This is a genomic window from Streptomyces sp. ICBB 8177, from assembly GCF_003144095.1.
Taxonomy (GTDB): domain Bacteria; phylum Actinomycetota; class Actinomycetes; order Streptomycetales; family Streptomycetaceae; genus Streptantibioticus_D.
On record NZ_NSKH01000004.1, the window covers coordinates 39,718 to 62,089 of the forward strand.

The 22,372-nt window shown below is 72.4% G+C and carries 22 protein-coding genes; 16 read left to right on the forward strand and 6 right to left on the reverse strand.

Translation table 11 applies throughout. The features are described 5' to 3' along the window. The first annotated feature begins 81 nt into the window (after positions 1 to 81). Positions 82 to 2,079 (forward strand): protease pro-enzyme activation domain-containing protein, encoded by a 1,998-nt coding sequence (locus CK485_RS05940; protein ID WP_241968166.1) that lies wholly within the window; start codon positions 82 to 84, stop codon positions 2,077 to 2,079. 32 nt (positions 2,080 to 2,111) lie between these two features. On the opposite strand, the gene CK485_RS05945 is transcribed toward CK485_RS05940, so the two are convergent. Further along, entirely contained in the window at positions 2,112 to 2,600 is a 489-nt protein-coding gene (locus CK485_RS05945) for a glutathione peroxidase (protein WP_109447743.1), read from the reverse strand. 239 nt (positions 2,601 to 2,839) lie between these two features. On the opposite strand from CK485_RS05945, the gene CK485_RS05950 reads away from it, so the two are divergent. The 3 genes from CK485_RS05950 to CK485_RS05960 all read left to right on the forward strand — a co-directional run bounded on the left by CK485_RS05950 (position 2,840) and on the right by CK485_RS05960 (position 4,837). Continuing rightward, the gene (locus tag CK485_RS05950; RefSeq protein WP_158288164.1) at positions 2,840 to 3,322 is read left to right on the forward strand and encodes a MarR family transcriptional regulator; all 483 of its coding nucleotides are present in this window, start codon (positions 2,840 to 2,842) and stop codon (positions 3,320 to 3,322) included. Beyond that, positions 3,319 to 3,747 carry an SRPBCC family protein gene (locus CK485_RS05955; RefSeq protein ID WP_109447747.1) on the forward strand — a complete coding sequence of 143 codons (429 nt, stop codon included), beginning with the start codon at positions 3,319 to 3,321 and terminating at the stop codon, positions 3,745 to 3,747. The genes CK485_RS05950 and CK485_RS05955 overlap by 4 nt, the downstream gene beginning before the upstream one ends. Positions 3,748 to 3,913: 166 nt before the next feature. Then, positions 3,914 to 4,837, forward strand: a complete 924-nt coding sequence (locus CK485_RS05960; RefSeq protein ID WP_109447749.1) for an NADP-dependent oxidoreductase — start codon at positions 3,914 to 3,916, stop codon at positions 4,835 to 4,837. Positions 4,838 to 4,933: 96 nt separating this feature from the next. Here CK485_RS05960 and CK485_RS05965 read toward each other — a convergent pair whose 3' ends face one another. Further along, complete coding sequence (locus tag CK485_RS05965; RefSeq protein WP_109448452.1) at positions 4,934 to 5,323, reverse strand: ATP-binding protein; 390 nt, start codon at positions 5,321 to 5,323, stop codon at positions 4,934 to 4,936. A 163-nt stretch (positions 5,324 to 5,486) separates the two neighbouring features. Continuing rightward, on the reverse strand, positions 5,487 to 6,497 hold the full coding sequence (locus CK485_RS05970) for a LacI family DNA-binding transcriptional regulator (protein ID WP_109447751.1): 1,011 nt from the start codon (positions 6,495 to 6,497) through the stop codon (positions 5,487 to 5,489). 268 nt (positions 6,498 to 6,765) lie between these two features. Here CK485_RS05970 and CK485_RS05975 point away from each other — a divergent pair, with 268 nt between their 5' ends. The 6 genes from CK485_RS05975 (at position 6,766) to CK485_RS06000 (ending at position 13,174) form a co-directional block, all read left to right on the forward strand. Next, positions 6,766 to 8,133, forward strand: coding sequence for a sugar ABC transporter substrate-binding protein (locus tag CK485_RS05975; protein WP_109447753.1), 1,368 nt, complete (start codon positions 6,766 to 6,768; stop codon positions 8,131 to 8,133). A 33-nt stretch (positions 8,134 to 8,166) separates the two neighbouring features. Next, a complete protein-coding gene (locus tag CK485_RS05980; RefSeq protein ID WP_109447755.1) occupies positions 8,167 to 9,111 on the forward strand; it encodes a sugar ABC transporter permease in 945 nt (314 codons plus the stop codon). Further along, on the forward strand, positions 9,111 to 10,010 hold the full coding sequence (locus tag CK485_RS05985; RefSeq protein WP_109447756.1) for a carbohydrate ABC transporter permease: 900 nt from the start codon (positions 9,111 to 9,113) through the stop codon (positions 10,008 to 10,010). Before CK485_RS05980 ends, CK485_RS05985 begins: the two co-directional genes overlap by 1 nt. 54 nt (positions 10,011 to 10,064) lie before the next feature. Then, on the forward strand, positions 10,065 to 11,084 hold the full coding sequence (locus CK485_RS05990; protein ID WP_109447758.1) for an NAD(P)-dependent alcohol dehydrogenase: 1,020 nt from the start codon (positions 10,065 to 10,067) through the stop codon (positions 11,082 to 11,084). Next, a complete protein-coding gene (locus CK485_RS05995; RefSeq protein ID WP_109447760.1) occupies positions 11,077 to 12,087 on the forward strand; it encodes a carbohydrate kinase in 1,011 nt (336 codons plus the stop codon). Before CK485_RS05990 ends, CK485_RS05995 begins: the two co-directional genes overlap by 8 nt. 88 nt (positions 12,088 to 12,175) lie before the next feature. Next, positions 12,176 to 13,174, forward strand: coding sequence for a zinc-dependent alcohol dehydrogenase family protein (locus CK485_RS06000; protein ID WP_109447762.1), 999 nt, complete (start codon positions 12,176 to 12,178; stop codon positions 13,172 to 13,174). Between the two features lie 6 nt (positions 13,175 to 13,180). Here CK485_RS06000 and CK485_RS06005 read toward each other — a convergent pair whose 3' ends face one another. Together CK485_RS06005 and CK485_RS06010 are read right to left on the reverse strand one after the other, a co-directional pair. After that, positions 13,181 to 14,617 (reverse strand): metallophosphoesterase, encoded by a 1,437-nt coding sequence (locus CK485_RS06005; RefSeq protein ID WP_109447764.1) that lies wholly within the window; start codon positions 14,615 to 14,617, stop codon positions 13,181 to 13,183. A 130-nt stretch (positions 14,618 to 14,747) separates the two neighbouring features. Then, positions 14,748 to 15,920: a PP2C family protein-serine/threonine phosphatase gene (locus CK485_RS06010; RefSeq protein ID WP_241968167.1), complete on the reverse strand. Its 1,173-nt coding sequence runs from the start codon at positions 15,918 to 15,920 to the stop codon at positions 14,748 to 14,750. A 596-nt stretch (positions 15,921 to 16,516) separates the two neighbouring features. Between CK485_RS06010 and CK485_RS06015 the strand changes: the two genes are divergently transcribed. Together CK485_RS06015 and CK485_RS06020 are read left to right on the forward strand one after the other, a co-directional pair. Next, on the forward strand, positions 16,517 to 17,113 hold the full coding sequence (locus tag CK485_RS06015; RefSeq protein ID WP_109447766.1) for a hypothetical protein: 597 nt from the start codon (positions 16,517 to 16,519) through the stop codon (positions 17,111 to 17,113). A gap of 79 nt (positions 17,114 to 17,192) precedes the next feature. Continuing rightward, positions 17,193 to 17,588 carry a signal peptidase I gene (locus tag CK485_RS06020; protein ID WP_109447768.1) on the forward strand — a complete coding sequence of 132 codons (396 nt, stop codon included), beginning with the start codon at positions 17,193 to 17,195 and terminating at the stop codon, positions 17,586 to 17,588. Positions 17,589 to 17,650: 62 nt separating this feature from the next. Here CK485_RS06020 and CK485_RS06025 read toward each other — a convergent pair whose 3' ends face one another. Then, a complete protein-coding gene (locus tag CK485_RS06025; protein WP_109448456.1) occupies positions 17,651 to 18,208 on the reverse strand; it encodes a helix-turn-helix domain-containing protein in 558 nt (185 codons plus the stop codon). A gap of 332 nt (positions 18,209 to 18,540) precedes the next feature. Between CK485_RS06025 and CK485_RS06030 the strand changes: the two genes are divergently transcribed. From CK485_RS06030 to CK485_RS06045, 4 genes are all read left to right on the forward strand, one after another. Beyond that, positions 18,541 to 19,419, forward strand: a complete 879-nt coding sequence (locus CK485_RS06030) for a peptidoglycan-binding protein (RefSeq protein WP_109447770.1) — start codon at positions 18,541 to 18,543, stop codon at positions 19,417 to 19,419. Beyond that, entirely contained in the window at positions 19,416 to 20,342 is a 927-nt protein-coding gene (locus tag CK485_RS06035; protein WP_146214487.1) for an XRE family transcriptional regulator, read from the forward strand. Before CK485_RS06030 ends, CK485_RS06035 begins: the two co-directional genes overlap by 4 nt. 243 nt (positions 20,343 to 20,585) lie before the next feature. Continuing rightward, positions 20,586 to 21,671, forward strand: coding sequence for an ATP-binding protein (locus CK485_RS06040; protein ID WP_146214488.1), 1,086 nt, complete (start codon positions 20,586 to 20,588; stop codon positions 21,669 to 21,671). Continuing rightward, the gene (locus CK485_RS06045; RefSeq protein WP_241968168.1) at positions 21,668 to 22,300 is read left to right on the forward strand and encodes a response regulator transcription factor; all 633 of its coding nucleotides are present in this window, start codon (positions 21,668 to 21,670) and stop codon (positions 22,298 to 22,300) included. Before CK485_RS06040 ends, CK485_RS06045 begins: the two co-directional genes overlap by 4 nt. Positions 22,301 to 22,372: the final 72 nt, after the last annotated feature.

Here is a 22,372-nt window from a genome sequence, read left to right on the forward strand (position 1 = left end):
AACCCCGCGTCGTACGGGCGAGGGGGGACGGCGACCGGCCTGGCGTGCCGTCGCCGTCGCCGTTCGGGAGGGGGCTGGGACGTGGAAGGCACGTTTTCGCAGGAGTCCGCGGGGAGTCGGGCGCTCGGGCGCGGTCGTGGGGCGGCGGTCCGGGCCGCCTGCGCGGCCACGTTGGCGGCCGGCTCGGTGCTGGGGATGCCCGGCAGCGCGCACGCGGCGCCGACCACCGTCCTGCCGGAGTCGGTCTCCCCCGCGGTGCTCACCGCCTCCCGCATCGGAGTCGTGCCCGCGTCGCAGCAGCTGACCGTGCAGGTGTGGCTGGCGCCGGACATGGCGGGTGCCGCCGCCTTCGCCGACGCGGTCGCCACCCCTGGCACTGCCGAGTTCCGCCACTACCTCGGCCCGGACGCCTACACCGCGAGGTTCGGGCCCTCCGCCGCGCGCGCCGCCGCGGTGACGCGGTGGCTGGAGTCCAGCGGGCTGACGCAGGTGCACGCCGACAGCGGTCGCGACTACGTCGCGGCGACCGGACCGGTGGCGAAGGTGCAGTCCGTTTTCCGGGTGCGGATCGGCCAGTACCGGGTCACGGGCCCGAACGGGAAGGCGACCATGGCGCGGTCCAACGACCGCGCGGTGTCCGTCCCGTCCTCGCTCGCCTCCGACGTGCTGGGCGTGACCGGGCTGAGCGACCTGCCGCCTGCCGTGCCCCGCGCCGCCGCTCCGGTGGCGTCCGGCCCACGTCGGTCGAAGACGTCGAAGGCGCCGACGTGCTCCGCGTACTGGGGGCAGCACGTCCAGACGTTCCACCCGGCCTACCAGGGACTGACCAGGGCGGCACTGCCGGTCTGCGGCTACTCCGCCGACCAGATGCGCGTGGCCTACGGCGCGACGTCGAAGGACACCGGCAAGGGCCAGACCGTCGCCCTGACCGAGGACGAGGCGCCGACCGCGATGTTCCAGACCCTCACGGACTTCGCGAAGGCCAATCACCTTCCGGCGCCGAAGCCCTCGCAGTTCAAGCAGGTGCGGTCGGGCACGGCCTGCGCAGCGGCGTCGGCCGCGTCCGCCTCGCGCCGCGCGGCGCAGTCGCCGGCCGTCGACGACGAGGCGGAGATGGACTCGGAGGCGGTCTACGCGATGGCCCCCGACGCCGACCAGGTGATGGTGGTCGGGCAGGGCTGCGACGAGGACCAGGCGCTGCTGAACGCCTCCCTCGCCGTGCTGAACGGGAACGGCGGCCGCCCCGGCGCGTCCATCGTGTCCAACTCGTGGCAGATCCCGCTGGGCGACGTCCCGGCCGGGACGGTGCACGCGATGGACGTGCGGGCCGCCGCCGAGGGCGTCGGCATGTACTTCGCCTCCGGTGACACACCCGGTCTGACGGTGACCGGCTCCGACCCGTACGCGGTGGCCGTCGGCGGTACCAGCCTCGGTATCGGGAAGTCGGGCAACCGGGTGTTCGAGACGGGGTGGTCCGACGACTACGGCGCGCTGGAGAGCGGCAAGTGGAGTGACGCGGGCGTCAGCGGAGGCGGCGGGGGCACCAGCGCCGTCTACGGTCAGCCCTCCTACCAGAAGGGCGTCGTGCCCGCGTCGATGTCCCGGGTGAAGGTCGGCAACCGTGTCGTCTCCGGGCGCACGGTGCCCGACATCGCCGCGGACGGCGACCCCGACACCGGAATGCTGACCGGCTACACCGAGTCCACGAGCAACGGGAAGCCGGGCCCGTACCGGACCATGCCGAACGCGGGGACCAGTCTGGCGACCCCGCTGATCGCCGGTCTCGTCGCCGACGCCCAGCAGGGCCGCACGACCCCCTTCGGGTTCATCGACCCGCTGCTCTACCGCCTGTCCGGGACCTCCGCGTTGCACGACGCCCTGCCGGCCACCGCCTCGACGCCGCAAGAGGACCGCGGCGCCTACCTCACGGGCGACGGGTCCGTGGGACTCGACGTGTTCGACTCGCAGGAACGTGCCTACACCGGGCAGGTGACCGCCAAGGGCTACGACACGATGACCGGCGTCGGCACGCCGAACGGCGCCGCGTTCCTCGCGGGGCTACGCGCCGGCGACCGCTGACGGGCCGCGTCGCGGCGCCGCCCCGAGGGGCGTCAGTTCGGCAGGACCGCCTCGATCGCCGCGGTGACCTCGGGCGCGTCGGGCTCGGTCTGGGGCGCGAAGCGCGCGGCGACGGTGCCGTCGGGTGAGATGAGGAACTTCTCGAAGTTCCAGCGGATGTCACCGGTGTAGCCCTCGGCGTCGGCGGTACCGACGAGCCCGGCGTAGAGCGGGTGTTGGCCGTCGCCGAGCACATCGGTCTTCTGCGTCATCGGGAAGGTGGTGCCGTAGGTGGCGGAGCAGAAGGTGGCGATCTCCTCGGGAGTGCCGGGCTCCTGGCCCATGAACTGATTGCACGGCACGCCCAGGACGGTGAACCCGCGCTTCCCGTAATGCTGTTGCAGCTTCTCCAGCGCCGCGTACTGCGGGGTCAGACCGCACCGGGAGGCGACGTTGACGATGAGGACGGCGGTGCCCCGGTACTGGCCGAGGTCGGCGGAGCCGCCGGTGAGGGCGTCGATCTCGGTGTCGAAGACGGACATGTCACTCCTTGGGTGCGAGGTGCCGTTCGCGCGGGCGGGCCGAGTACGTCAGGCGAGAGCGTATCCGGGCGCCCCGGCCCCTCTCCCGTGCGACCCCGTCAGGGCTGCCCCGGCCTCGCCGGCGCTCGGTGCGCGGCAACCTGGCCGCGTCGGAGAGTCGTTCCCCTTCAGGCCGTCGCCGATCCACCGTTCCCATCTGTTGCCTTGACAACAGTTGTCGCGACATTAATATAGGAAGAGTGACGACACAGACCAGCGGACTGCGCGACCACCTCGGCTACTGGCTGCGACGGCTGTCGGACGAGGTCCACGGACGCTTCGAGCGACAGCTCGCCGAGCACGACGTGACCGTCTCCCAGTGGAGCGTGCTCGTCACGGTCCACCGGGGTGACGCCACCACCACCCGCGAGGTCGCGCGGTTCATCGACATCGACGTCGGCGCGGTCTCCCGTCTGGTCGACCGGCTCGTCGCCAAGGGACTGATGGCGCGCGAGCCCCACCCGGAGTCCCGGCGGGCCCTGCGCCTCACCCTCACCGACGCGGGCCGCGAGCTGGTGCCGCGCCTGGCGGCGATCGCCGACCGCAACGACGCGCACTTCTTCCGCCACCTCGAACCGGCCCAGCGTCTCCAGCTGGAGGAATGGATCCGCCGCCTGGTAGGCGATCTGGGCTCCGCACCACCGAGACGCGACTCCGAACCACCGAAAGAGGAATCCTCATGAGCACCACTCACGCCACCGCCCGTTCGATCACGAAGACGGTCAGCATCCGGCGTCCCGTCGCCGAGGTCTTCGCCTTCCTCGCCGACCCGGCGAACTGGCCCACGTGGGCCGTGGTCAACGTCAAGGCGATCGAGCCCACCGACGACCCCGGCTGGTGGCTGATGACCACCCCGCACGGCCCCGCACGGCTGCGCCTGCGCGCCAACGCGGAACTCGGCCTGCTCGACCACGACTACGTCGAGGAGCAGGCGTCCTGGGAGGTCCCCGCGCGCGTCGTGGCCAACGGCACGGGCACCGAGTTCATGATGACGTTCTTCCAGCCGCCCGCGTTCAGCGACGCCTACTTCGACCAGCAGGTGAGCCTGGTCGACACCGAACTCGCCACCCTCAAGGGCCTCCTGGAGCAAGAGGCGCAGGGCCGGTGACCGACGACCGGCGAGCGCCCCGCCGGGTGTGACGCCTCAGGGCTCGGTGCTTCCGGCGCACACCGCCGGTGCCTAGGCCGCCTTCCGGCTTCGCCTGATGGTACGGGCGGGTGAACCCCGACACAGTGCGGAATGCGTCCCGCCGGTTCCCGTGTTGGGGTGGAGCATGAAGGCAATCAGTACGAACAGCTACGGTGGCCCGGAAGTCCTGGAGTACGGGGACCTGCCCGATCCGAAGGTCGGCCCTGACTCGGTCCTGGTCCGGGTCAAGGCGGCCGGGGTGAATCCGGTGGACTGGAAGATCGTCGCCGGATACCTCGACCCGATCATGAACGCGCACTTCCCGCTCATTCCGGGCTGGGACGTGGCCGGTGTGGTCGAAGCCGTCGGCGCCGATGCCACGGAGTTCGCGGTCGGCGACGAGGTCATCGGCTACGTCCGCAAGGACGAGGTCCAGCACGGCACGTACGCCGAGTTGGTCTCCGCGCCGGTGCGCACGCTCGCCCGCAAGCCCGCGGCGCTCGACTGGCAGCAGGCCGCAGGACTTCCGCTCGCAGGCCTGACGGCCTATCAGGCGATCCGCCGGGTCGGCACCCGGCCCGGTGAGACGGCACTGGTGCACGCCGCGGCCGGTGGCGTCGGCTCGTTCGCCGTCCAGATCCTGGTGGCCGAGGGCGTCCGCGTCATCGGAACCGCGAGCGAGCGCAACCACGACTTCCTGCGTTCCCTGGGTGCCGAGCCGGTCACCTACGGGGAGGGGCTCGCGGACCGCGTGCGGGCGGTGGCACCGGACGGCATCGACGTGGCGCTGGACTTCGTCGGCGGTGGCGTCGTGGACGTCTCGCAGGAACTGCTCAAGGATCCGTCCCGGGTCGCCTCCATCGCCGACGGCGAGGTCACGGCGAAGGGCGGCCACATGGTGTGGGTGCGTCCGGACGCGGAGGGCCTGGCGGTACTGGGCTCGCTGGCCGACGCCGGGAAGCTGACCGTGCACGTCGACGCGTCCTTCCCGCTCGCCGAGGCCGCCGAGGCGTTCCGCCGTAGTCAGGAGGGGCGGACGCGCGGAAAGATCGTGCTCGAAGTCTCCTGACCGGCCGTCCCGGCGCTCCGGCCGCCGCCGAGGCCCTGGGTGCGGCGTCCACCGCGACCCGGGGCCCGGCGGTCTGGGCCCGTGGTCGGGCTCCGGTCAGGCGGCCTCGTCCGGTGGCCCGGGTGGTGCGGCGTCCGGGGGCCGGAAGCAGGCGGTGACGTCCTTGCCGTTACGGCACGGATGGCTCTGCCATTCGTCGGCGAGCGCGTCGACCAGCAGCATGCCGCGGCCGCCGAGCGCGTCACCGTCCGGGTTCCGGGGCTGGGGCAGGCGTGCGCTGGAGTCGTGCACGGTCACGTGCAGGCACTCGCTGTCCCAGGTCAGCACCAGTTGCGCGGTGCTGTGGGCGTGAACGTGCGCGTTGGTGACCAGCTCCGAGACGGTGAGCAGGACCGCCTCGACGGTCTCCGGCGCGCTGCGCGACCAGCCGAGTGTCTCCAGGTGCCCGCGTGTCCAGTCCCTGGCCGCTTTCACCCCGCAGCTCATCGGCAGCGAACGTGTCCATCCCACGGCCCTCAGCGACGAGTCGTCGACCACGGCTTCTCCCGGTTGCGACAGCGAGTTCGGCCCCCTCCGTTGCGTCGACTACCCCCGGGCGGCCGGGGTATGACTGCCGGGCGTCCCCGTCCGGCTGGTGACGCCCCGCCGCTCAGGCCTCGGCGCAGCCGCAGGACCTGCGGTGGACCAGGGTCGGGGTGAGGCGGACCGACCGGGGAGGGGTGGTGTCGCCGCTCATGCGGTCCAGGAGCATCCGGGTCGCCTCGCGGCCCAGCCGCTGCCAGGGTTGGGCGACCGCGGTCAGGGGCGCGGGCAGCAGGTCTCCCCACTCGACGTCGTCGAAGGCGACGACCGCCATGTCGTCCGGCACCGACACCCCCCGGTCGCGCAGGCCGCGCAGCACGCCGACGGTCATGTGGTTGTTTCCGCTGATGAGCGCGGTCGGCGGAGCGGGCAGGTCGAGGAGTCGCAGCACCGCGGAACGCGCGGGCTCGGCGTCCGAGGCGCCGTGGACCTCCAGCGCGCCGTCGTGTGCGATGCCGTGCTCCGTCAGGCCCCGGCGGTACCCGGCGAGGCGTTCCGCGCTGGTGGTGATGCCCTCCCGGCCGACGACCATGCCGATACGGCGGTGGCCGCGCTCGACGAGGTGGGCGACGAGGCCGGCGGTCGCGCGTTCGTTCTCCACGCCGATCTGGTCGAAACCGGGGCAGGCCAGCCGGTCGATGAACACCACGGGGGGCGCGGGCTGCGGTGCGGCGGCCAGGCAGGCGCGCAGGCGTCCCGCGTCCATGGAGGTGGCAAGCAGGATGCCGTCGACCCGCCGGTTGCGCAGCGCCCGCAGCACCCGCTCCTCCTGGTCGGCGTCGTCGTGGGTGTCGGCGAGCAGCACGGTGTATCCCGCGGCGGCGGCCGTCGACTCGATGGCGGAGGCGAGTTCGCCGAGGTAGGGGTTGGTCAACGCGGAGACGGCCAGGCCGATGGAGCGGGTGCTGGCGGTGGCGAGCGAGCGGGCGACGGCGTTCGGCACGTAGCCGGTCTCCCGGATCGCCGCCTCGACCGCCGCTCGGGCCTGGTCGCTGACCGGGCGGGTGTTGTTGACCACGTGCGAGACGGTGGTCACCGACACCCCTGCCCGACGTGCCACCTCGTGCATGGTCGCCATGTCTCCCCTTTGGTTCCCCTCCGGCCCGCGGACCGCCGCCCGTTCGGCCCCTCGGGCTCGTTCCCTCCCGGGTCGCCGGGGCGTCCCACCCTCACTCTCAGCCGCGCCGAATCCTAGCGCAACCCCTTGCGCAACCGGTTGCGCACACCTACAGTCACTGCCACTTCACGGCGCAACCGTTTGCGCGTCGTCATGTCCCGCTCTCGGCACGCCCGTTGGACGCCGTGCGCGGGCGGCATCACCCGTACTCGGCGAGGGGACAGCACAGATGCGTATCCGACGAGGCCGGCGCCGCACGCTGGCCGCCTGCGCGCTGGCCGCCGCGACCCTGCTCACGGCCTCCGGCTGCGCGGGGGCGGGAGAGTCGAGCGGATCGGGTCCGGGCACGACGATCACGGTGGCCATCGTCGCCAACCCGCAGATGCAGGACGTCGAGACGCTCACCTCGTACTTCACCCGCACCCACCCGGACGTCCACGTCAAGTACGTGACGCTGCCGGAGAACGAGGCCAGGCAGAAGATCACCGAGTCGGTTGCCACCGGGAGCAACGAGTTCGACGTGGTGATGATCAGCAACTACGAGACGCCGATGTGGGCGAAGAACGGCTGGCTGGCCGACCTCCAGCCGTACGCCGACGACACGCCGGGCTACGACCCGGGGGACTTCATCAAGCCCGTCAAGGACTCGCTCTCCTACCGGGGCGACCTGTACTCCGTACCGTTCTACGGCGAGTCGTCGTTCCTGATGTACCGCAAGGACCTGCTCGCCGCGCACCACCTCACGATGCCCGAGCACCCCACCTGGGCCCAGGTCGCCGCCATCGCCGACAAGCTCGACGACCCCAGGCACGACCTGGCCGGCATCTGCCTGCGCGGCGACCCGGGCTGGGGCGAGAACCTGGCGCCGCTGGACACCGTCGTCAACACCTTCGGCGGCCGCTGGTACGACCCGCGGTGGAACGCCCAGTTGGACTCGCCGCAGGTGAGGAAGGCGGTGAACTTCTACGTGGACCTGCTGCACCGCGACGGCGAACCGGGCGCGGCCACCGCGGGGTTCACCGAGTGCGGCACCGACATGGCCCAGGGCACCGCGGCCATGTGGTACGACGCCACGTCGGCGGCCGGCTCCCTGGAGGACCCCACCAGCAGCAAGGTCGTGGGAAAGATCGGGTACGTGCAGGCACCGGTCGACAAGACGCCTTCGTCCGGCTGGCTGTACTCCTGGTCGCTGGGCATCCCGAAGACCAGCGCGCACCAGCAGGCCGCCTGGCAGTTCATGTCCTGGGCGACCTCCAAGGAGTACATCAAGCTGGTCGGAAGCAAGCTCGGCTGGTCCCGCGTCCCGCCCGGCAGCCGTACCTCCACCTACCGGCTGCCGCAGTACGAGAAGGCCGCCGCGGCGTTCGCCAAGCCGACGCTGGAGGCCATCAGCAGCGCCGACCCGGGGCACCCCACGGTGCAGCCGGTGCCGTACACCGGCGTGCAGTTCCTCGACATCCCCGAGTTCGAGGACCTCGGTACCCGGTTCAGCCAGCAGATCACCGCGGCGGTGGCCGGCCAGCAGTCCGCCGACGCGGCTTTGGCACAGGCACAGCAGTACGCCCAGACCGTCGGCGACACCTACCGCAAGCACTGACCGGTCCGGCATCACCTCACGATGGGAAGCGACATGGCGACACTCGCCCCACCCCGGTCCGGTCGGATGCGGCCCGGACCCGCCACCGACACCTCGGCCCGCAGGGAGGGCTGGCGGCGCAGGTTGCCGCTCTCCCCCGCCCTGGTGCTGATGATCCTGGTGACCCAGATCCCGTTCCTCTTCACCATCGCCTTCTCCTTCGAGTCGTGGAACCTGGTGCGCCCCGGCTCGCGGCACTGGGTGGGGCTGTCCAACTACGCGGGGGTCTTCACCGACAGCGCGTTCCGCGACGCGCTCGTCACCGAGATCGAACTGACCCTGCTGGCCGTGGTGATCTCGATGGTGCTGGGCATCGGTCTGGCGGTGCTGCTCGACCGCAGGTTCCCCGGCCGTGGCATCGTGCGCACCCTGCTGATCGCGCCGTTCCTCATCATGCCCACGGTCGCCGGACTGCTGTGGAAGACCACGATGCTCGACCCGGTCTACGGCGTCGTCAACTACCTGCTGCGCGAACTGGGCTTCGCGCCGGTCGACTTCGTCAGCCGGTTCCCCATGTCCTCGGTGGTGACCGTGCTGGTGTGGCAGTGGACGCCGTTCATGATGCTCATCGTGCTCGCGGGGCTCCAGAGCCAGTCCTACGACGTGCTGGAGGCGGCCAGGGTGGACGGCGCCGGCCCGTGGACCACGTTCCGCGCGATCACCCTGCCGCACCTGCGGTCCTACATCGAACTCGGTGTGCTGCTGGGCGCGATCTACCTGGTGAACACCTTCGACGTGATCTACATGACGACCCAGGGCGGCCCGGGCACCGCGACCACCAACCTGCCGTACTACCTCTACCAGCGCGCCTTCCTCGGCTTCGACGTCGGTCAGGCGTCGGCGCTCGGCGTGGTGACGGTGGCCGGAACCATCCTGGTCGCAACAGTCGCCCTGCGCACGCTGTTCACCGTGTTCTCCGCGAGCGAAGGGAACGACTGATGGCATCCGCCACGCCGACCGCTGGGACCCGTTCGGCCGAGGCCCCCGTCCGCTCCCGGCCGCGCCCACGGCGGGCGGGCTCGCGTCGCCGCCTGATCGGCCAGGTCTCCTGGACCGCCGGGGCGTGGGTCGCCGCGCTGGTCTTCTTCTTCCCGGTGCTGTGGATGGCACTGACCGCCTTCAAGCAGGAGTCCGCCGCCTACACCACGACCCCGCACCTGGTCTTCCGGCCGACGCTCGCCCAGTTCCGGGCGGTCTTCGACGCGGGCATCGGCCCGTACCTGGCCAACTCCGCGACGGCGACGGTCCTTTCGACCGTGCTGGTGCTGGTGCTCGGCATCCCGGCCGCGTACGCGCTGTCCATCAGGCCGGTGCGCAAGACCCGGGACGTGCTGTTCTTCTTCATCTCCACCAAGATGCTCCCGGGTGTCGCCGCGATCATCCCGGTCTACCTCGCGGTCCGCGACCTCGGGGCGCTGGACAGCGTGTGGACGCTGATGGTGCTCTACACGGCGATGAACCTGCCGATCGCGGTGTGGATGATGCGGTCGTTCTTCCTGGAGGTACCGGGTGAGGTGCTGGAGGCCGCCCGCGTCGACGGAGTGACGCTGCGTCAGGAGATCACCCGGATCCTGCTGCCCATCGTGGCGCCCGGCATCGCGGCCACAGCGCTGATCTGTGTCATCTTCTCCTGGAACGAGTTCTTCCTCGCCCTGAACCTCACCTCGGTGCGGGCCGGGACGATGCCCATCTTCCTGGTGGGGTTCATGTCGAGCGAGGGCCTGTACTGGGCGAAGCTCGCGGCAGCCGCCACACTCGCCTGCCTTCCGGTGCTGCTGGCCGGGTGGCTGGCCCAGAAGCAGCTGGTGCGCGGTCTGTCGATGGGCGCGGTGAAGTGAGCCCGAACGCGCGGTGACGGCGTTCAGGCCCGGCGAGAACGGAACGGAGAGAGAGTGGACAACCGCGCGGCGGTGCTCTACGGCCCGCGTGACCTGAGGGTGGAGGACCGGCCGGTCCCGGTGCCGGGACCGCACGAGGTGCTGGTGCGGGTGGCGGCGGTCGGAGTGTGCGGATCGGACGTGCACTACTACGAGCACGGCAGGATCGGCGACTTCGTGGTGGAACGGCCCCTGGTGCTCGGCCACGAGGCCATGGGCACCGTGGAGGCCGTCGGCGCCGAGGCGCACCGGCACGCGGTGGGAGGGCGGGTCGCGGTCGAACCGGGTGTGCCGTGCGGACGGTGCGCGCGGTGCCGCACGGGCCGCTACAACCTCTGTGCCGACGTGGCGTTCTTCGCCACTCCCCCGGTCGACGGCGCATTCGCCCACCACGTCACCGTGCACGAGGACTTCGCCCACGCCCTCCCGGACCACGTGAGCGACACGGCGGGCTCGTTGCTGGAGCCGCTGTCCGTGGCGTTGTGGGCGGTACGCCGCGGCGACGTGCGTCCGGGCGACCGGGTCCTGGTGACCGGCGCGGGACCGGTGGGGCTGCTCGCCGTCCAGGCCGCCCGGATCGCCGGAGCCGCCCGCGTCGTCGTCACCGACGTCAACCCCTCCCGGCTCGCGGCGGCCCTGCGGCTCGGCGCCGACGGGGCCTACGACGCCGAGGAGGGCGTGCCACGCCGCGAACCGCCCGCCGACGTGCTGCTGGAGTGCTCCGGCGCACCGGCCGCGGTCGAGGCGGGCATCCTCGGTCTGCGTCCGGGCGGAACGGCGGTGCTCGTCGGCATGGGGCCGGACAGCCGCATGCCGATTCCCACCCAGGTCGTCCAGAACCGCGAGATCACCCTCACCGGCACCTTCCGCTACGCCAACACCTACCCCGCCGCCGTCGCGCTGGCCGCGGCGGGACGCGTCGACCTGGACGCGCTGGTCACCGGCACGTACGCGCTGGACGACACCGCACGCGCCCTGACCGCGGCCAGGACCGACCCGGCCGTCGTCAAGCCGGTGGTGCTGCCGCATGGCTGAGGGGACGAGCCCGGGCCGGGGAAGCGTCGCGGTGTGCGGGGAGGCGCTGGTGGACCTCGTCGAGCAGGAACCCGGGACCTTCCGGGCGCTCCCCGGCGGCAGTCCCGCCAACGTCGCGGTCGGGCTCTCCCGTCTCGACGTGCCCGCCGAACTGCTGGCCAGGCTGTCCGCCGACGGTTTCGGCACCCTGCTGCGGACCCACCTGGAGGACAACGCAGTCGGCCTTCACCGGGCCGTGGACGCGACGCAGCCGACCACGCTGGCCGTGGTGTCCACCGATCCGCACGGCGTGGCCAGCTACGACTTCCGCTACGAGGGCACCGCGGACTGGCAGTGGCAGCCCGGTGAGCTGCCGCGGACCCCGCCGCCCGGTGTCGTCGCCGTCCACACCGGTTCGCTGGCGCTCACCGTCGAACCCGGTGCCTCGGTGCTCACCGACTGGCTGCGCGCGGTCCGCGACTGGGGCACGGCGACGATCAGCCTCGACCCCAACATCCGGCCCGGGTTCGACTCCGGTCCGGCGGCGGCGCTCCGCCGGGTGGAACGGCAGGTGGCGTTGGCCGACGTCGTGAAGGTCTCCGAGGAGGACCTCGCCTGGCTCCTGCCCGGCACGGACCCGGCCGACGTGGCGATGCGGTGGCGCGCGCTGGGGCCGGCCCTGGTGGTCGTCACCCTCGGCGGCACCGGCTGCCTGGCCGTCGGCCCCGACGACAGGCTGATCCGCCGCCCGGCGGTGCGTGTGGAGGTGGCCGACACCGTGGGCGCGGGCGACGCCTTCACCGCGGGACTGCTCGCCGGACTGCACCGGGCCGGAATGCTGGGAGCGCGTGACGGCGGAGCCCTCGACACACTGCGCCCGGATCTGCTGGCCGACCTGCTCGACGAAGCGGGACTGGTCGCGGCACTGACCTGCGAACGCGCCGGAGCGAACCCGCCGACGCGAGCCGAGGTGCGGACGGCGGCGGTCGCGAGGGAGCGCACCTTCGTGGACTTTCGAAGATGACGCGACATCAATTCGACTGCTCCGTAAGGAAAGTTGTCCCACAGCTCTGTCCCATTCAGCCCGACCCCGAACGAAACGAAGGAACACCATGCGAGCCGTCATCATCGACAAGCCCGGGCACGTCCGCGTCGGCACCGCGCCGGACCCGGCGCCGGGGGCCGGTGAAGTCGTCGTCGAGGTCGCCGCGTGCGGCGTCTGCGGCACCGATCTGCACATCCTGGACGGCGAGTTCCCGCCCACCCCGTACCCGATCATTCCCGGCCACGAGTTCGCCGGAACGGTGGTCGCGGTGGGCGACGGCGTACGGGACCTCGCCGAGGGGACACGGGTCGCCGTCGACCCGTCGCTGTACTGCGGCCGCTGCGAGTACTGCCGGGTCGGGCGCGGCAACCTGTGCGGCGACTGGAACGCCACCGGTGACACCGTCAACGGCGCCTTCGCGCAGTACGTCGCCGTGCCCGCCGCCAACGCCTACCGCATCCCGGAGGCGCTGGACCCGCGGCAGGCCGCGATGATCGAGCCGCTGTCGTGCGCGGTGCACGGCGTCCACCAGCTCGGTTCCGTACTCGGCCGCAAGGTGCTGGTCGTCGGCGCCGGCACCATGGGGCTGCTCATCGGCCAGCTCCTGCGCCACGCCGGGGCGGGTGAGGTCGCCGTGGTCGACCGCAGTGACGCGCGACTGCGGCTCGCTGAGACCATGGGGCTCTCCCGGACCGCCACCGACGTCGCGGAACTCGGTGCGCGGTTCGACGTCGCCGTGGACGCCACCGGTGTCCCGGCCGCCATCGAGGGCGCGTTCGACGCGCTGCGCCGCGGCGGCACCCTGCTGGTCTTCGGCGTGGCGGACGCCGCGGCCCGTGTCTCGCTGTCCCCCTTCCGCATCTACAACGACGAGATCAAGGTCGTCGGATCGATGGCGGTGCTCAACAGCTACGGTGACGCGGTGGAGTTGATCGCGTCCGGTGCGATCGACACCACGCCGCTGCTGGGCGGTCAGTTCCCGTTGGAGGGTTTCGGCGACGCCGTCGAGGCGGTGCGCAAGGGGACGGGCCCGGGCACGAAGGTCCACGTCCTGCCCAACGCCTGACGACGCTCACAGCGCGGTGAGGCCGGACAGGTCGCGGACCACGGTGTGGTTGCGGTCGCCGATCGTGCCCAGGGTGTAGTGCGGCCAGACGCCGAAGTACTCGGCGCGGGTGCGCTGGCTCCAGCGGCGGGCCAGGTCGGAGCGGGTCTTGTGGAACGTGACCTGGTACCCGCCGCTGTACACCTTCAGCAGGGTGTAGCCGCCGGGGTACTCCTTGGTGGCGGCGACCTCCAGGAACTCCACGGCGTCGCTGCCCTCCATGGTGGTGCGTTTGTTGCGGTGGGTGTGACCGCTGTGGTGGAAGAAGACGCCGGAGGTCTGCCGGTAGAGGGCTTCCAGAGCGCGGGCGCTGGGTGCGTCCAGGTCGAAGGAGGGCCCTGCCGCCGTCGTGACCGCCGACTCGTAGGTGACCGGGTGGTGACCGAACACCAGAGTGGGGCGGTCCGGTTCGTCGCGCAGCAGGCGCCTCAGGTCCGCGAGTTGACCGGCCTCCAGCGTGCCACCGGCCGCGTCGAGAGTCGTGGTGTCGAGACCGATGACGCGCAGTCCGCCGACCTGATGTGACGTCAGGGTCTGTCTGCGGTACGGGAAGACGTCGCCCCAGCAGTCGTGGTGGTCGGGCGCGCCGGCCACCGGAGTGCAGCCCGCGTAGTCGGCGCCGGTGTGGGGGCGGTCGTGGTTGCCGCGCGCCACGAAGTAGTCGCTCCCCAGTTTCCCCCACCCGTCGAGGAGTTGCCGTACCCGGCCGACGTCCCGGGGCTCGGCCTCCGAGGTCAGGTCACCGGCGACCAGCAGGACGTCGGCCCCGCGGTCGGCGGCGCGCAGGTCGGACAGCATGGCGTCCAGCATGACCTCGGGGTACGCCGGCAGGCCCGGGTCCTGCTGGAAGGACGGCGGCCAGTTGCCGGTGATGATGCCGCTGGTCTGCTCACCGACATGGAGGTCGTTGGAGAGCGCGAGGGTGAACAGGTGGCGACCGGGTGGCGGGACGAGCGTCGTGAAGACGCCCGGCGCGTCCAGCGAGCCCGCGCTTCCGGGGAACTGGAGGCTCGACTGCTGGGCGGCCTGCCCCGCGGACCGCGCGATGAAGGCATAGGTACGGCCCGGTTCCAGGCCGCCCACTTCCGCGTAGTGGTAGGCGGTGGCGGACGTGTCGTGGCAGACCGTCTTCATGGTCGCCGGATTGCCGGGGTCGCCGAGCAGCACCTCGGTGTCGGTGGCCACGGGCGCGGGGGCGCCGTACCGGTCCACGGCGGTCCGTGATCCGGTGTACCAGGTCAGGGTGATGGAGGTGTCGGTGACGGTCACCACGTCGAGGTCGGTGACCAGCAGGTCGGCCGGGGCGGCCGCTGCGGCCGGGGCGGCGTCGGCGAGGGCGAGCGGCGCGGCGGCGAGACCGGCCCACAGCAGGGCCTGCCGGCGGGAGGGGGAGCAGCAGTCCATGCCCGGAGTATCGCCCCGCGCGGTGAACCCCGGGGTGTGGCGAACCGGCCGATGTGTGGCGCTCCCTCGACGCTGTGGAGCCCCCGTCCGCCGCGGTGGCGTGTCCTCGGCCCGCGCCGCCGTCCCGTCGTCAGCCCGGTACGCCCGCTTCCCGCGGCGACCGGTCGCCGGGGGGCGCTTGAGTGCGCGGGTCGAAGGCGCGGATCGCCACCGCCGCCACGTCGTCGTCCAGCCCGGTCGCGCTGTAGCGGATCAGGTCCTCGTGGAGCCGCGCCAGGACGCGTCCCGGGGGGACCGCCGTCCAGGACCGGGCTCGATCGGGCAGGGGGTAGAAGTCGCCGGACCGGTCCCGCGTCTCGCTCACTCCGTCGGTGTAGAGCAACAGCTGGTCACCGGCGCGCAGTTCGGTGGTGTCGACGTGGTAGCCGATGCCCGCGACCGCGCCGAGGAGCAGGGGCGGTGAGGGCAGGGTGGGTTCCAGCACGCGCACCTGGCCGTCGCGCAACAGCAGCGCCTCGGGGTGACCGCAACTGACCAGGCGGGCCACCGGCTCGTCGTCGGCGACCTCCACCAGCAGGGCTGTGGCGAACCGCTCGGCGTCGTCCGGGTCCGGTTGCAGGCCCGAGTACCGCACGGCGCTGGTCTCCAGCCGTCCCGCCAGCTCCACGAGGTCGGGCGCGTCGTAGGCGGCCTCGCGGAACGACGCGGTCAGCGTCGCGGCGGCACCCATGGCACGCAGCCCTTTGCCCCGCACGTCACCGATCAGCGCCCTGACGCCGTACGGCGTGTGCAGTACCTCGTAGAAGTCGCCGCCGACCCGGGCCTGCGCGGCCGCGGCGACGTAGAGGGTGGCGATCTCGACCCTCCCGAGACGTTCCGGGATGCGCCGCAGCACCACGCTCTGCGCCGCGTCGGCCACCGCCGTGAGTTCCGCGACCAGTCGTTCGTTGCGCAGCCGCGCCGCGCAGCCGTACGCGGCCGCCAACGTGACAATGGCGGTCACCGCGAGGGTGAACAGCCGCGGTGCGGTGCCGAGCGTTCCCTTCGCCAGCGCGAGGCCGATCTCCGCGACGACGGCGCATCCGCCGATCGCCAGGGTCCCCGACACCGGCCACACGACCGCCGCGAGGGCGGGGGCGGCGGACAGGAAGCGCTGGAACTGGTACGGCGGCGGGGTGACGGCGTCGAGCACGGTGCCGACGACGATGACGGCCACCGGGGACCACAGGGAGAACCACCCCGTCCCCGGCCGTTCACGTCCGGAGCCCGCCTCGCGCCGCGTGGACCGGTCCCAGGTGATCACCTTTCAGGACGTTAGGCGCGATCACCCGAATATCCAAGCAGCGGTGGCCCGACGAGGGCCTCGCCGGGGACGTTCACCCGGATGGCGTTCCGGGCCCGCGGCATCGGGGAAGCCGGCCGGGGGAGGCGGCCGGAGAAGGGCACGGTGCCCGGGCAAGCCGTACGCGTGGTGTGGTTGACGCGACCAGGAGCGGGATCGTCCACGTGATCGAGGCCGAGAGCGTCACCGGCACCGGCTGACCCGTCAGAGGACGACTGCCGGGCCCCGGCGTCCTTCCGTCGCGCGATGGAAGGGCCCGGGGCCGGGACCCCACTTTCCGGCGCCCTGCCCTGATGCCCGGCCCCAGGCCCTTCCGTCCCGCCATTCCACCTCACCTACCGGGCACTCCGCCGCCTCTTGACGCTTCCTCTATGCGCGACATCGCCGCCTTGACGATTCCTTGGCACTGAAGAGGGGCGTCCGTTTCGAGGCGGAAGCCTCATCTGTCCCACACGTACGGAATACATGGAAACGGCTGACACGCGCCATCCCGGATGGGACGGTGGAGCCCGCCGTCCGCGACCGCGCGGCACGGCGGCTCGGGACGAGGGGGAACCATGCCCAAGGGGACGTACGCCAAGGACGCGGCGGAGGCCGAGGAGGACCTGACGGCCTACTGCGAGGCGAGCAGGTTCGACCGCGAGTGGATAGGTGACGAACGGTGGGCCACCACCGTCCGCATCGCGTGTGATCGCAAGTACGGGTACGACGAGGCGTACCGCGCCATCGACGCGGACCAGGTGGAACTGCTCACCGAGGCCGCCAGGGCCAAGCGCAAGAAGACGCTGGACGGCGACGAGGACGGCCTGCTCTCGCTGGTGGAGCAGGCCGGGGAGCTCTCGAAGACGCTGGTGCCGGACATCCTCCAGCAGTGCGCCGACGCGTACGTGGGAGGCCAGCGGGTCAACCTCGGCCTGTCGAAGGCGATGACGAACGCCAAGTACGCCCAGTTGCGCAGGGACTGGGACGTGGCGGGCGAGTACGCCACCGGCGACGGTGTGTTCACCAACTTCCACAGCTTCGCACCGCAGGACAAGAAGAAGGCGGGCAAGGGCACCGTGGGCGCCACGATGGCGGTCCGTGGTGTCCAGGGGAACCTGCTCGTGAAGATCGCCGGCCGGACGTTCAACATGCACGTGGACATCTCGGACTAGGGTCTGCCCGCCGGATCGGCGTGCCGCCCGGCGGAGCCGCCCCGGCCCTTCCCGATCACGGGTGTTAGCGTCCTTGCGCATGGACGACGACAGCGTGTACGTGGGGAACGCGGGCGTGGACGCGCCACTGGACCGGGGCTGGCTGCTGGGGCACTTCAAGGAGGCGGGCGACCCCCGGCACAGCGAGGCGGTCGAGATCAAGTGGGGCATCCACCCGCCCGGCGACACGAGGGCCGAATGGGTGCGGGGCGAGCGCCGCACCGCACTCCTGGTCCTGATCAGCGGCCGCTTCCGCGTCGAACTGCCCGGCCGCAGCGTGCTGTTGTCCCGTCAGGGCGACTACGTCGTCTGGGGACGCGGGGTGGACCACTCCTGGGTCGCGGAGGAGGAGTCGGTCGTGCTGACCGTACGCTGGCCGTCCGTACCGGGGTACGCGGTCGCGGAGCCGCAGGAGCCGGTGACTTCACAGGCGTGAGCGAGGAGGGCTGCTTGCGGGCGGCCCCTCCCGCCCGTGCCGTGCCCCCGGGCAGCGCCGGGTCAGCGGTGGGGGTCGGCGGCGACCTCCACGTGGTCACCGATGGCGACCAGCAGCAGGCGGGTACCGGCCTCCAACGCCCTCCAGCTGTGCGGCACTCCGCCCGCCACGTACAGGGTGTCGCCCCGCCCCAGCCGGTGCGCGGCACCTTCCGCCCGCACTTCCACCGCGCCGTCGGCCACATAGAGGATCTCGTCGTTGCGGTGCTCGAAGACGCGGTCCGTATCGTGTGGCCCGCTGAACTCCAGTGCGTGCAGGGCGTGGTGGCCGCGCACCAGCGGACGCACCCGGGCCTCGCCGGTTCCGGTGAGGCCCGGGTCGTCGTCGGCGCGCACCACGTCGACGCTCCGCACCTCCTGCGCGGCGGCCAGCAGCTGCACCGCGGTGGTGCCGAGCGCGTCGGCGATCGACTGGAGGGATCGCATGCTCGGACGCGCGCGGCCGTTCTCCACCTGGCTGAGGAAGGGCACGGACAGGGCGGCCCGGCGTGCCACCTCCGCCAACGTGAGGTCCAGGGCCCTGCGTCTGCGCCGGATGCCGTCACCGAGCCGCGGCGCCATCGCGTCGTCCGTCACCTTTCCACCCTCTCCTCAGCCCACCACACCGCCCCGGCCGGCCGGCGCCCCGGCCAGCCTACGCATCGTTTCGTGGGGCCCTTCGTTCCGCTCACCTGGCCGGGTGACGTCCACTTCGGGCCGCGGCGTGTGACAGGTGTGAACTCGACACCGCCGATCCGCCTCCTCCCCACCCCCTGCGAAACGTACGCACTTTCGGGTTCCGTGGCATCGCGGTCCGGCTCCCGGCTCACAAAAATGCCGCCGGGCCGGTAGTCTCCTTGCCGACCGCAGGGACGCATGCCGCGCCCGCGTGGGGGGAACTTGGGGGCCAAGGAGTGGCACGCTGGAGAGCGCTGCCCGCACAGCTCGACCCGCTGGTCGTCCAGCTGGTCAGCGAGCTGCGGAGACTGAAGGACCAAAGCGGCCTGAGCCTGGCGCAGTTCGCCTCGCGGACCGGCTACAGCGCGTCGTCATGGGAACGGTACCTCGGCGGCCGCGCGCTCGCGCCACGCGCGGCGGTGGACGCCGCGGCCCGCGCCACCAAGGCGGACACGGAGCGCCTGCTCGCCCTCCACCGGGTCGCCGCCGAGGCGTGGCAGCGTGACTCCACGGAGGGGTCGGCGCGGCAGGCCGACGCGGCGGGGGCCGGGGGCACGGCGGAGGCCGAGGAGACGGAAACGGCGGAGGCGGGAGGTCCGGATCACGAGGCCGGGGCCCACGCCACGGGCGCCGCGCCGGTGCCCGTCCCCGCGTCCGACGACGACGGCACGCACGAACCGCCCGAACCACACCGCACCGGGCGGAAGCCCGGATTCTGGCGGCAGGCCCTGATCGTGGTCGTGTCCGCCGCGGTCGGCGCCGGCGTGACGCTGCTCGCCGTCGAGCCGGGCCGGGCAGCGTCGGACAGCACGACCGCGCACGCGGCGGCGGCCGTTCCCAAGCCGGTCGCCTACGCCTGCACCTACACCCGCAAGAACGGATCGTGGTACGCGGGGAACAGCACGACCAGCACCCAGCAGCTGGAGGTCGACATGACCGGCCCCGCCGTCGCCGAGTTGCAGTGCCTCCTGCAACGCGCGGGCATCACGCCCGGCGGAATCGACGGTTCCTTCGGGCCGTTGACGGAGAGCGCGGTGATCCGGGCGCAGAAGCAGTACCACCTGGACGTGGACGGTCAGGTGGGTCCGCGGACGTGGGCGGCGCTGCGGGGATGAGCACGACGCCTCCCGAGTGCCTCCGGCTGGCGACCGAGCTGCGCACTCTGCGGGAACGGGCCAAGCTGTCGCTCGCCAGGCTCGCGGCGGAGTCCGCCTACAGCAAGTCGTCGTGGCACCGCTACCTCAACGGGTCCGCGCTGCCCCCGTGGCACGCGGTCGCGACGCTGTGCCGTCTCGCGGACGAACCCGAATCGCGCCTGCGGGCGACGTGGGAACTGGCCGAGAGCGCGTGGAGCCGACGTGCCGCGGTCGCACCGCACTCCCCGAAGGGCCCTCATCCGCAAGCCGCCGCGTCTCCCCCGGTGACGGCACAGCAGCCGGCGCCCGCCCGGCGCGCCGACGCGGACCCGACCGCGACCGGCCAACCCGCCGCTCCAGCGCCCACGTTGGCCGAAGGCGCCTCCGAGGGCCCCCCGCGGCCGCGCCCCCGACGCCATAGGCTGGCCGTCACGCTGACCGCGATCGCCACGGCGTGTGTCGTCCTGACCGCCGGAGCGGTGCACGAGTGGGGTGCGCTCGACCGGCCGAAGGCGCCGCTTCGCACTTCCGGCTTCCACGTTGGCTGCACCGGGACGGGGTGCGACGGGCGCGATCCCGGAGTGACTCTGTGCGGAGTGGAGCCGCAGACGCTCCTGCACACCCTGGCGGTGGGCGGGGCCGGGCTGGAGGTCCGCTACAACCCGCTGTGCCGGGCGGCCTGGGCCAGGATGTGGCACACGCGCGTCGGCGCGACGCTCAGCCTCTCCTCCGCCGGCCGGCCGGCGCAGAGCGTCACCGTGAAGGACGCCCGGGCGACGGACCAGTTCGTCTACACCGACATGGTGGCGGTCTCCTCCGGCCACACGCCCCTGAAGGTGTGCCTCGAGGCGGCCCCTGGGAGCACGTCCACCTGCTACCCCGTCTCCCCTCCCCGACCCTGACCTGACGCACCGTCACCCGCCTTCTTCCGCACCGGGCTTTCCCGTCCGCCGCACGTCGGACCGTTCGGGATTCGTCTGGGGAACACGAGCGCCGCGAACTATCATGCGCCACGTCGTGAGCGGCCGTGTTCCGCCCTGGGGAGGCGCCGAGGGCACGGCCGCGTCCTTGTGCGGGGAGGTTCGTGTGGGCACGGGAGTGGCGTGGTGAGGGCGGCGACGGGGGTCGACAGGGCGCGCTCCTTCATGATCCTGGCCACCGTGATGTACCGGGCGAGCCACCTCGTGGTGGGCCTGTTCAGCGTCCTGCAGCATCAACAGGGCCGCCCTGCCGCCTGGTTGGCGCTCGGCGCGGCCCTGGCCTTTAGCGTGGTGGTGTACGGGACGGCGGTGCGCAGACGGGAGTTCAGCGTCACGCTGGTGTGGCTCGACGTGGTCGTCGTCGGATGCCTGACGCCGTTCACCACATACGCGTGGGGAGGCAGCACGCTGTCGACACCCGGGGACTGGCCGGTGCTGCTGGGCACCTCCTCCAGCGCCGTCGCCGCCGTCGCGCTGCCGGGATGGTGGGTGGTGGGCGCCGTGGTGCTGCTGGCGGTGTCGCACCTGACGGTCTACCGGTACGCCGGAGCGGCTTCGGTGGTCATCGGCGGGCACCTGATCTCCCTGGTGTCCTCGGCGGTCCTGGCCTGGGTCTTCTGGTGGTACCTGAGCCGTCAGGGCAGGCTGCTGGACGCCGCCAACGCGCGGGCGCTCCAGGCCGAGGCCAGGCGCGCGCGGTACGCCGAGCGGCTCGACCACCACCGGGCCCTGCACGACACCGTGCTCGCCACGCTGACGGCGATCGCCGGGGGCGTGGACGCCACGACTCCCCAGGTGCGGGAGCGGTGCGCCCGTGAGGCTGCGTACCTGCGGCGGCTGATCCAGCGCACGTCGGAGCGCGAGGGCCGTGCGCTGCCGCTGGGCGCCGCGCTGGAGGACGCGGTGCGCTCGGCCGAGTCGCTGAACCTGCGGGTGACGGCGCAATACCACGCGATTCCGCAGCTCGCGCCGGAGGTGTCGGCCGCGCTCGCCGACGCGGTGACCGAGGCGCTGAACAACGTACGCCGGCACGCCGGGACGAACCGCGCGTACCTGACGGCCACCGGGGACGGGGACGGCGTGCTCGTCACGGTGGTGGACCGCGGCGCGGGCTTCGCGCCGGACCGGGTGGTCCCCGGGCTGGGGTTGCGGCGCTCGGTGCACGGGCGGCTCGCGGAGGTCGGCGGCCTCGCGACGCTGGAGAGCGCACCGGGCGAGGGCGTGCGGGTTGAGCTGAGGTGGCCGCGGTGATCACCACGGTGGCGGTGGTGGACGACGACCGCATGCTGCGCGACGGCATGCGTACGTGGCTGTCGGGGCGGGAGGGGCTGCGGTTGACCGGATCCGCCGCCACCGTCCCCGAGTTGCTCGGCGGTCCGGCCGAACCTGCGGACGTGGTGCTGCTCGACCTGCTGCTGCGCGACGGCTCGGCTCCTGAGGCGAACATCCGGGCGCTGACGGACGCCGGGTGCCGGGTGCTGGTCATCAGCACGGTGCCGGACCGCGCCCGGATCGTCGCCGCCGTCGCGGCGGGCGCGGACGGCTACGTCACCAAGGACAACGACCTGCCGGCGCTGGTCGCGGCCATCGAGGAGGTCGCGGCCGGGGGCACCGCGGTCTCGCCGGAGATGGCGTTCGCCTGTGCCCACGACGAGCGCCCCGAGCGGCCCCGGTTGTCGCCGCGCGAGTTGCAGGTCCTGCGGGACTACGCGTCGGGCCTGACGCTCAAGGCCGCCGCCCGGCGCGCGGGCATCACGCCGAACACCGCCAAGGACTACCTGGACCGGGTCAAGGCCAAGTACCGGCAGGCGGGCCGGCCCGCGTACACCAAGATCGACCTCGCGTGCCGGGTGCGCGAGGACGGTCTCGGCGTGCCGTGAGCCGGTGAGCGGCGGCGCGTGCCAGCCAACCGCGCCGCCGCGGCCCGGGCAAGCCCCCCGAACGGGTGGCTA

Coding starts and splice junctions, on each gene's coding strand:
- CK485_RS05975 (WP_109447753.1), top strand. CDS start 6,766: ATGCGTATCCGACGAGGCCGGCGCCGCACGCTGGCCGCCTGCGCGCTG.
- CK485_RS05960 (WP_109447749.1), top strand. CDS start 3,914: ATGAAGGCAATCAGTACGAACAGCTACGGTGGCCCGGAAGTCCTGGAG.
- CK485_RS05985 (WP_109447756.1), top strand. CDS start 9,111: ATGGCATCCGCCACGCCGACCGCTGGGACCCGTTCGGCCGAGGCCCCC.
- CK485_RS06005 (WP_109447764.1), bottom strand. CDS start 14,617: ATGGACTGCTGCTCCCCCTCCCGCCGGCAGGCCCTGCTGTGGGCCGGT.
- CK485_RS05995 (WP_109447760.1), top strand. CDS start 11,077: ATGGCTGAGGGGACGAGCCCGGGCCGGGGAAGCGTCGCGGTGTGCGGG.
- CK485_RS05980 (WP_109447755.1), top strand. CDS start 8,167: ATGGCGACACTCGCCCCACCCCGGTCCGGTCGGATGCGGCCCGGACCC.
- CK485_RS06015 (WP_109447766.1), top strand. CDS start 16,517: ATGCCCAAGGGGACGTACGCCAAGGACGCGGCGGAGGCCGAGGAGGAC.
- CK485_RS05945 (WP_109447743.1), bottom strand. CDS start 2,600: ATGTCCGTCTTCGACACCGAGATCGACGCCCTCACCGGCGGCTCCGCC.
- CK485_RS06040 (WP_146214488.1), top strand. CDS start 20,586: ATGATCCTGGCCACCGTGATGTACCGGGCGAGCCACCTCGTGGTGGGC.
- CK485_RS05970 (WP_109447751.1), bottom strand. CDS start 6,497: ATGGCGACCATGCACGAGGTGGCACGTCGGGCAGGGGTGTCGGTGACC.
- CK485_RS05955 (WP_109447747.1), top strand. CDS start 3,319: ATGAGCACCACTCACGCCACCGCCCGTTCGATCACGAAGACGGTCAGC.
- CK485_RS05965 (WP_109448452.1), bottom strand. CDS start 5,323: ATGAGCTGCGGGGTGAAAGCGGCCAGGGACTGGACACGCGGGCACCTG.
- CK485_RS06020 (WP_109447768.1), top strand. CDS start 17,193: ATGGACGACGACAGCGTGTACGTGGGGAACGCGGGCGTGGACGCGCCA.
- CK485_RS06000 (WP_109447762.1), top strand. CDS start 12,176: ATGCGAGCCGTCATCATCGACAAGCCCGGGCACGTCCGCGTCGGCACC.
- CK485_RS06025 (WP_109448456.1), bottom strand. CDS start 18,208: ATGGCGCCGCGGCTCGGTGACGGCATCCGGCGCAGACGCAGGGCCCTG.
- CK485_RS06035 (WP_146214487.1), top strand. CDS start 19,416: ATGAGCACGACGCCTCCCGAGTGCCTCCGGCTGGCGACCGAGCTGCGC.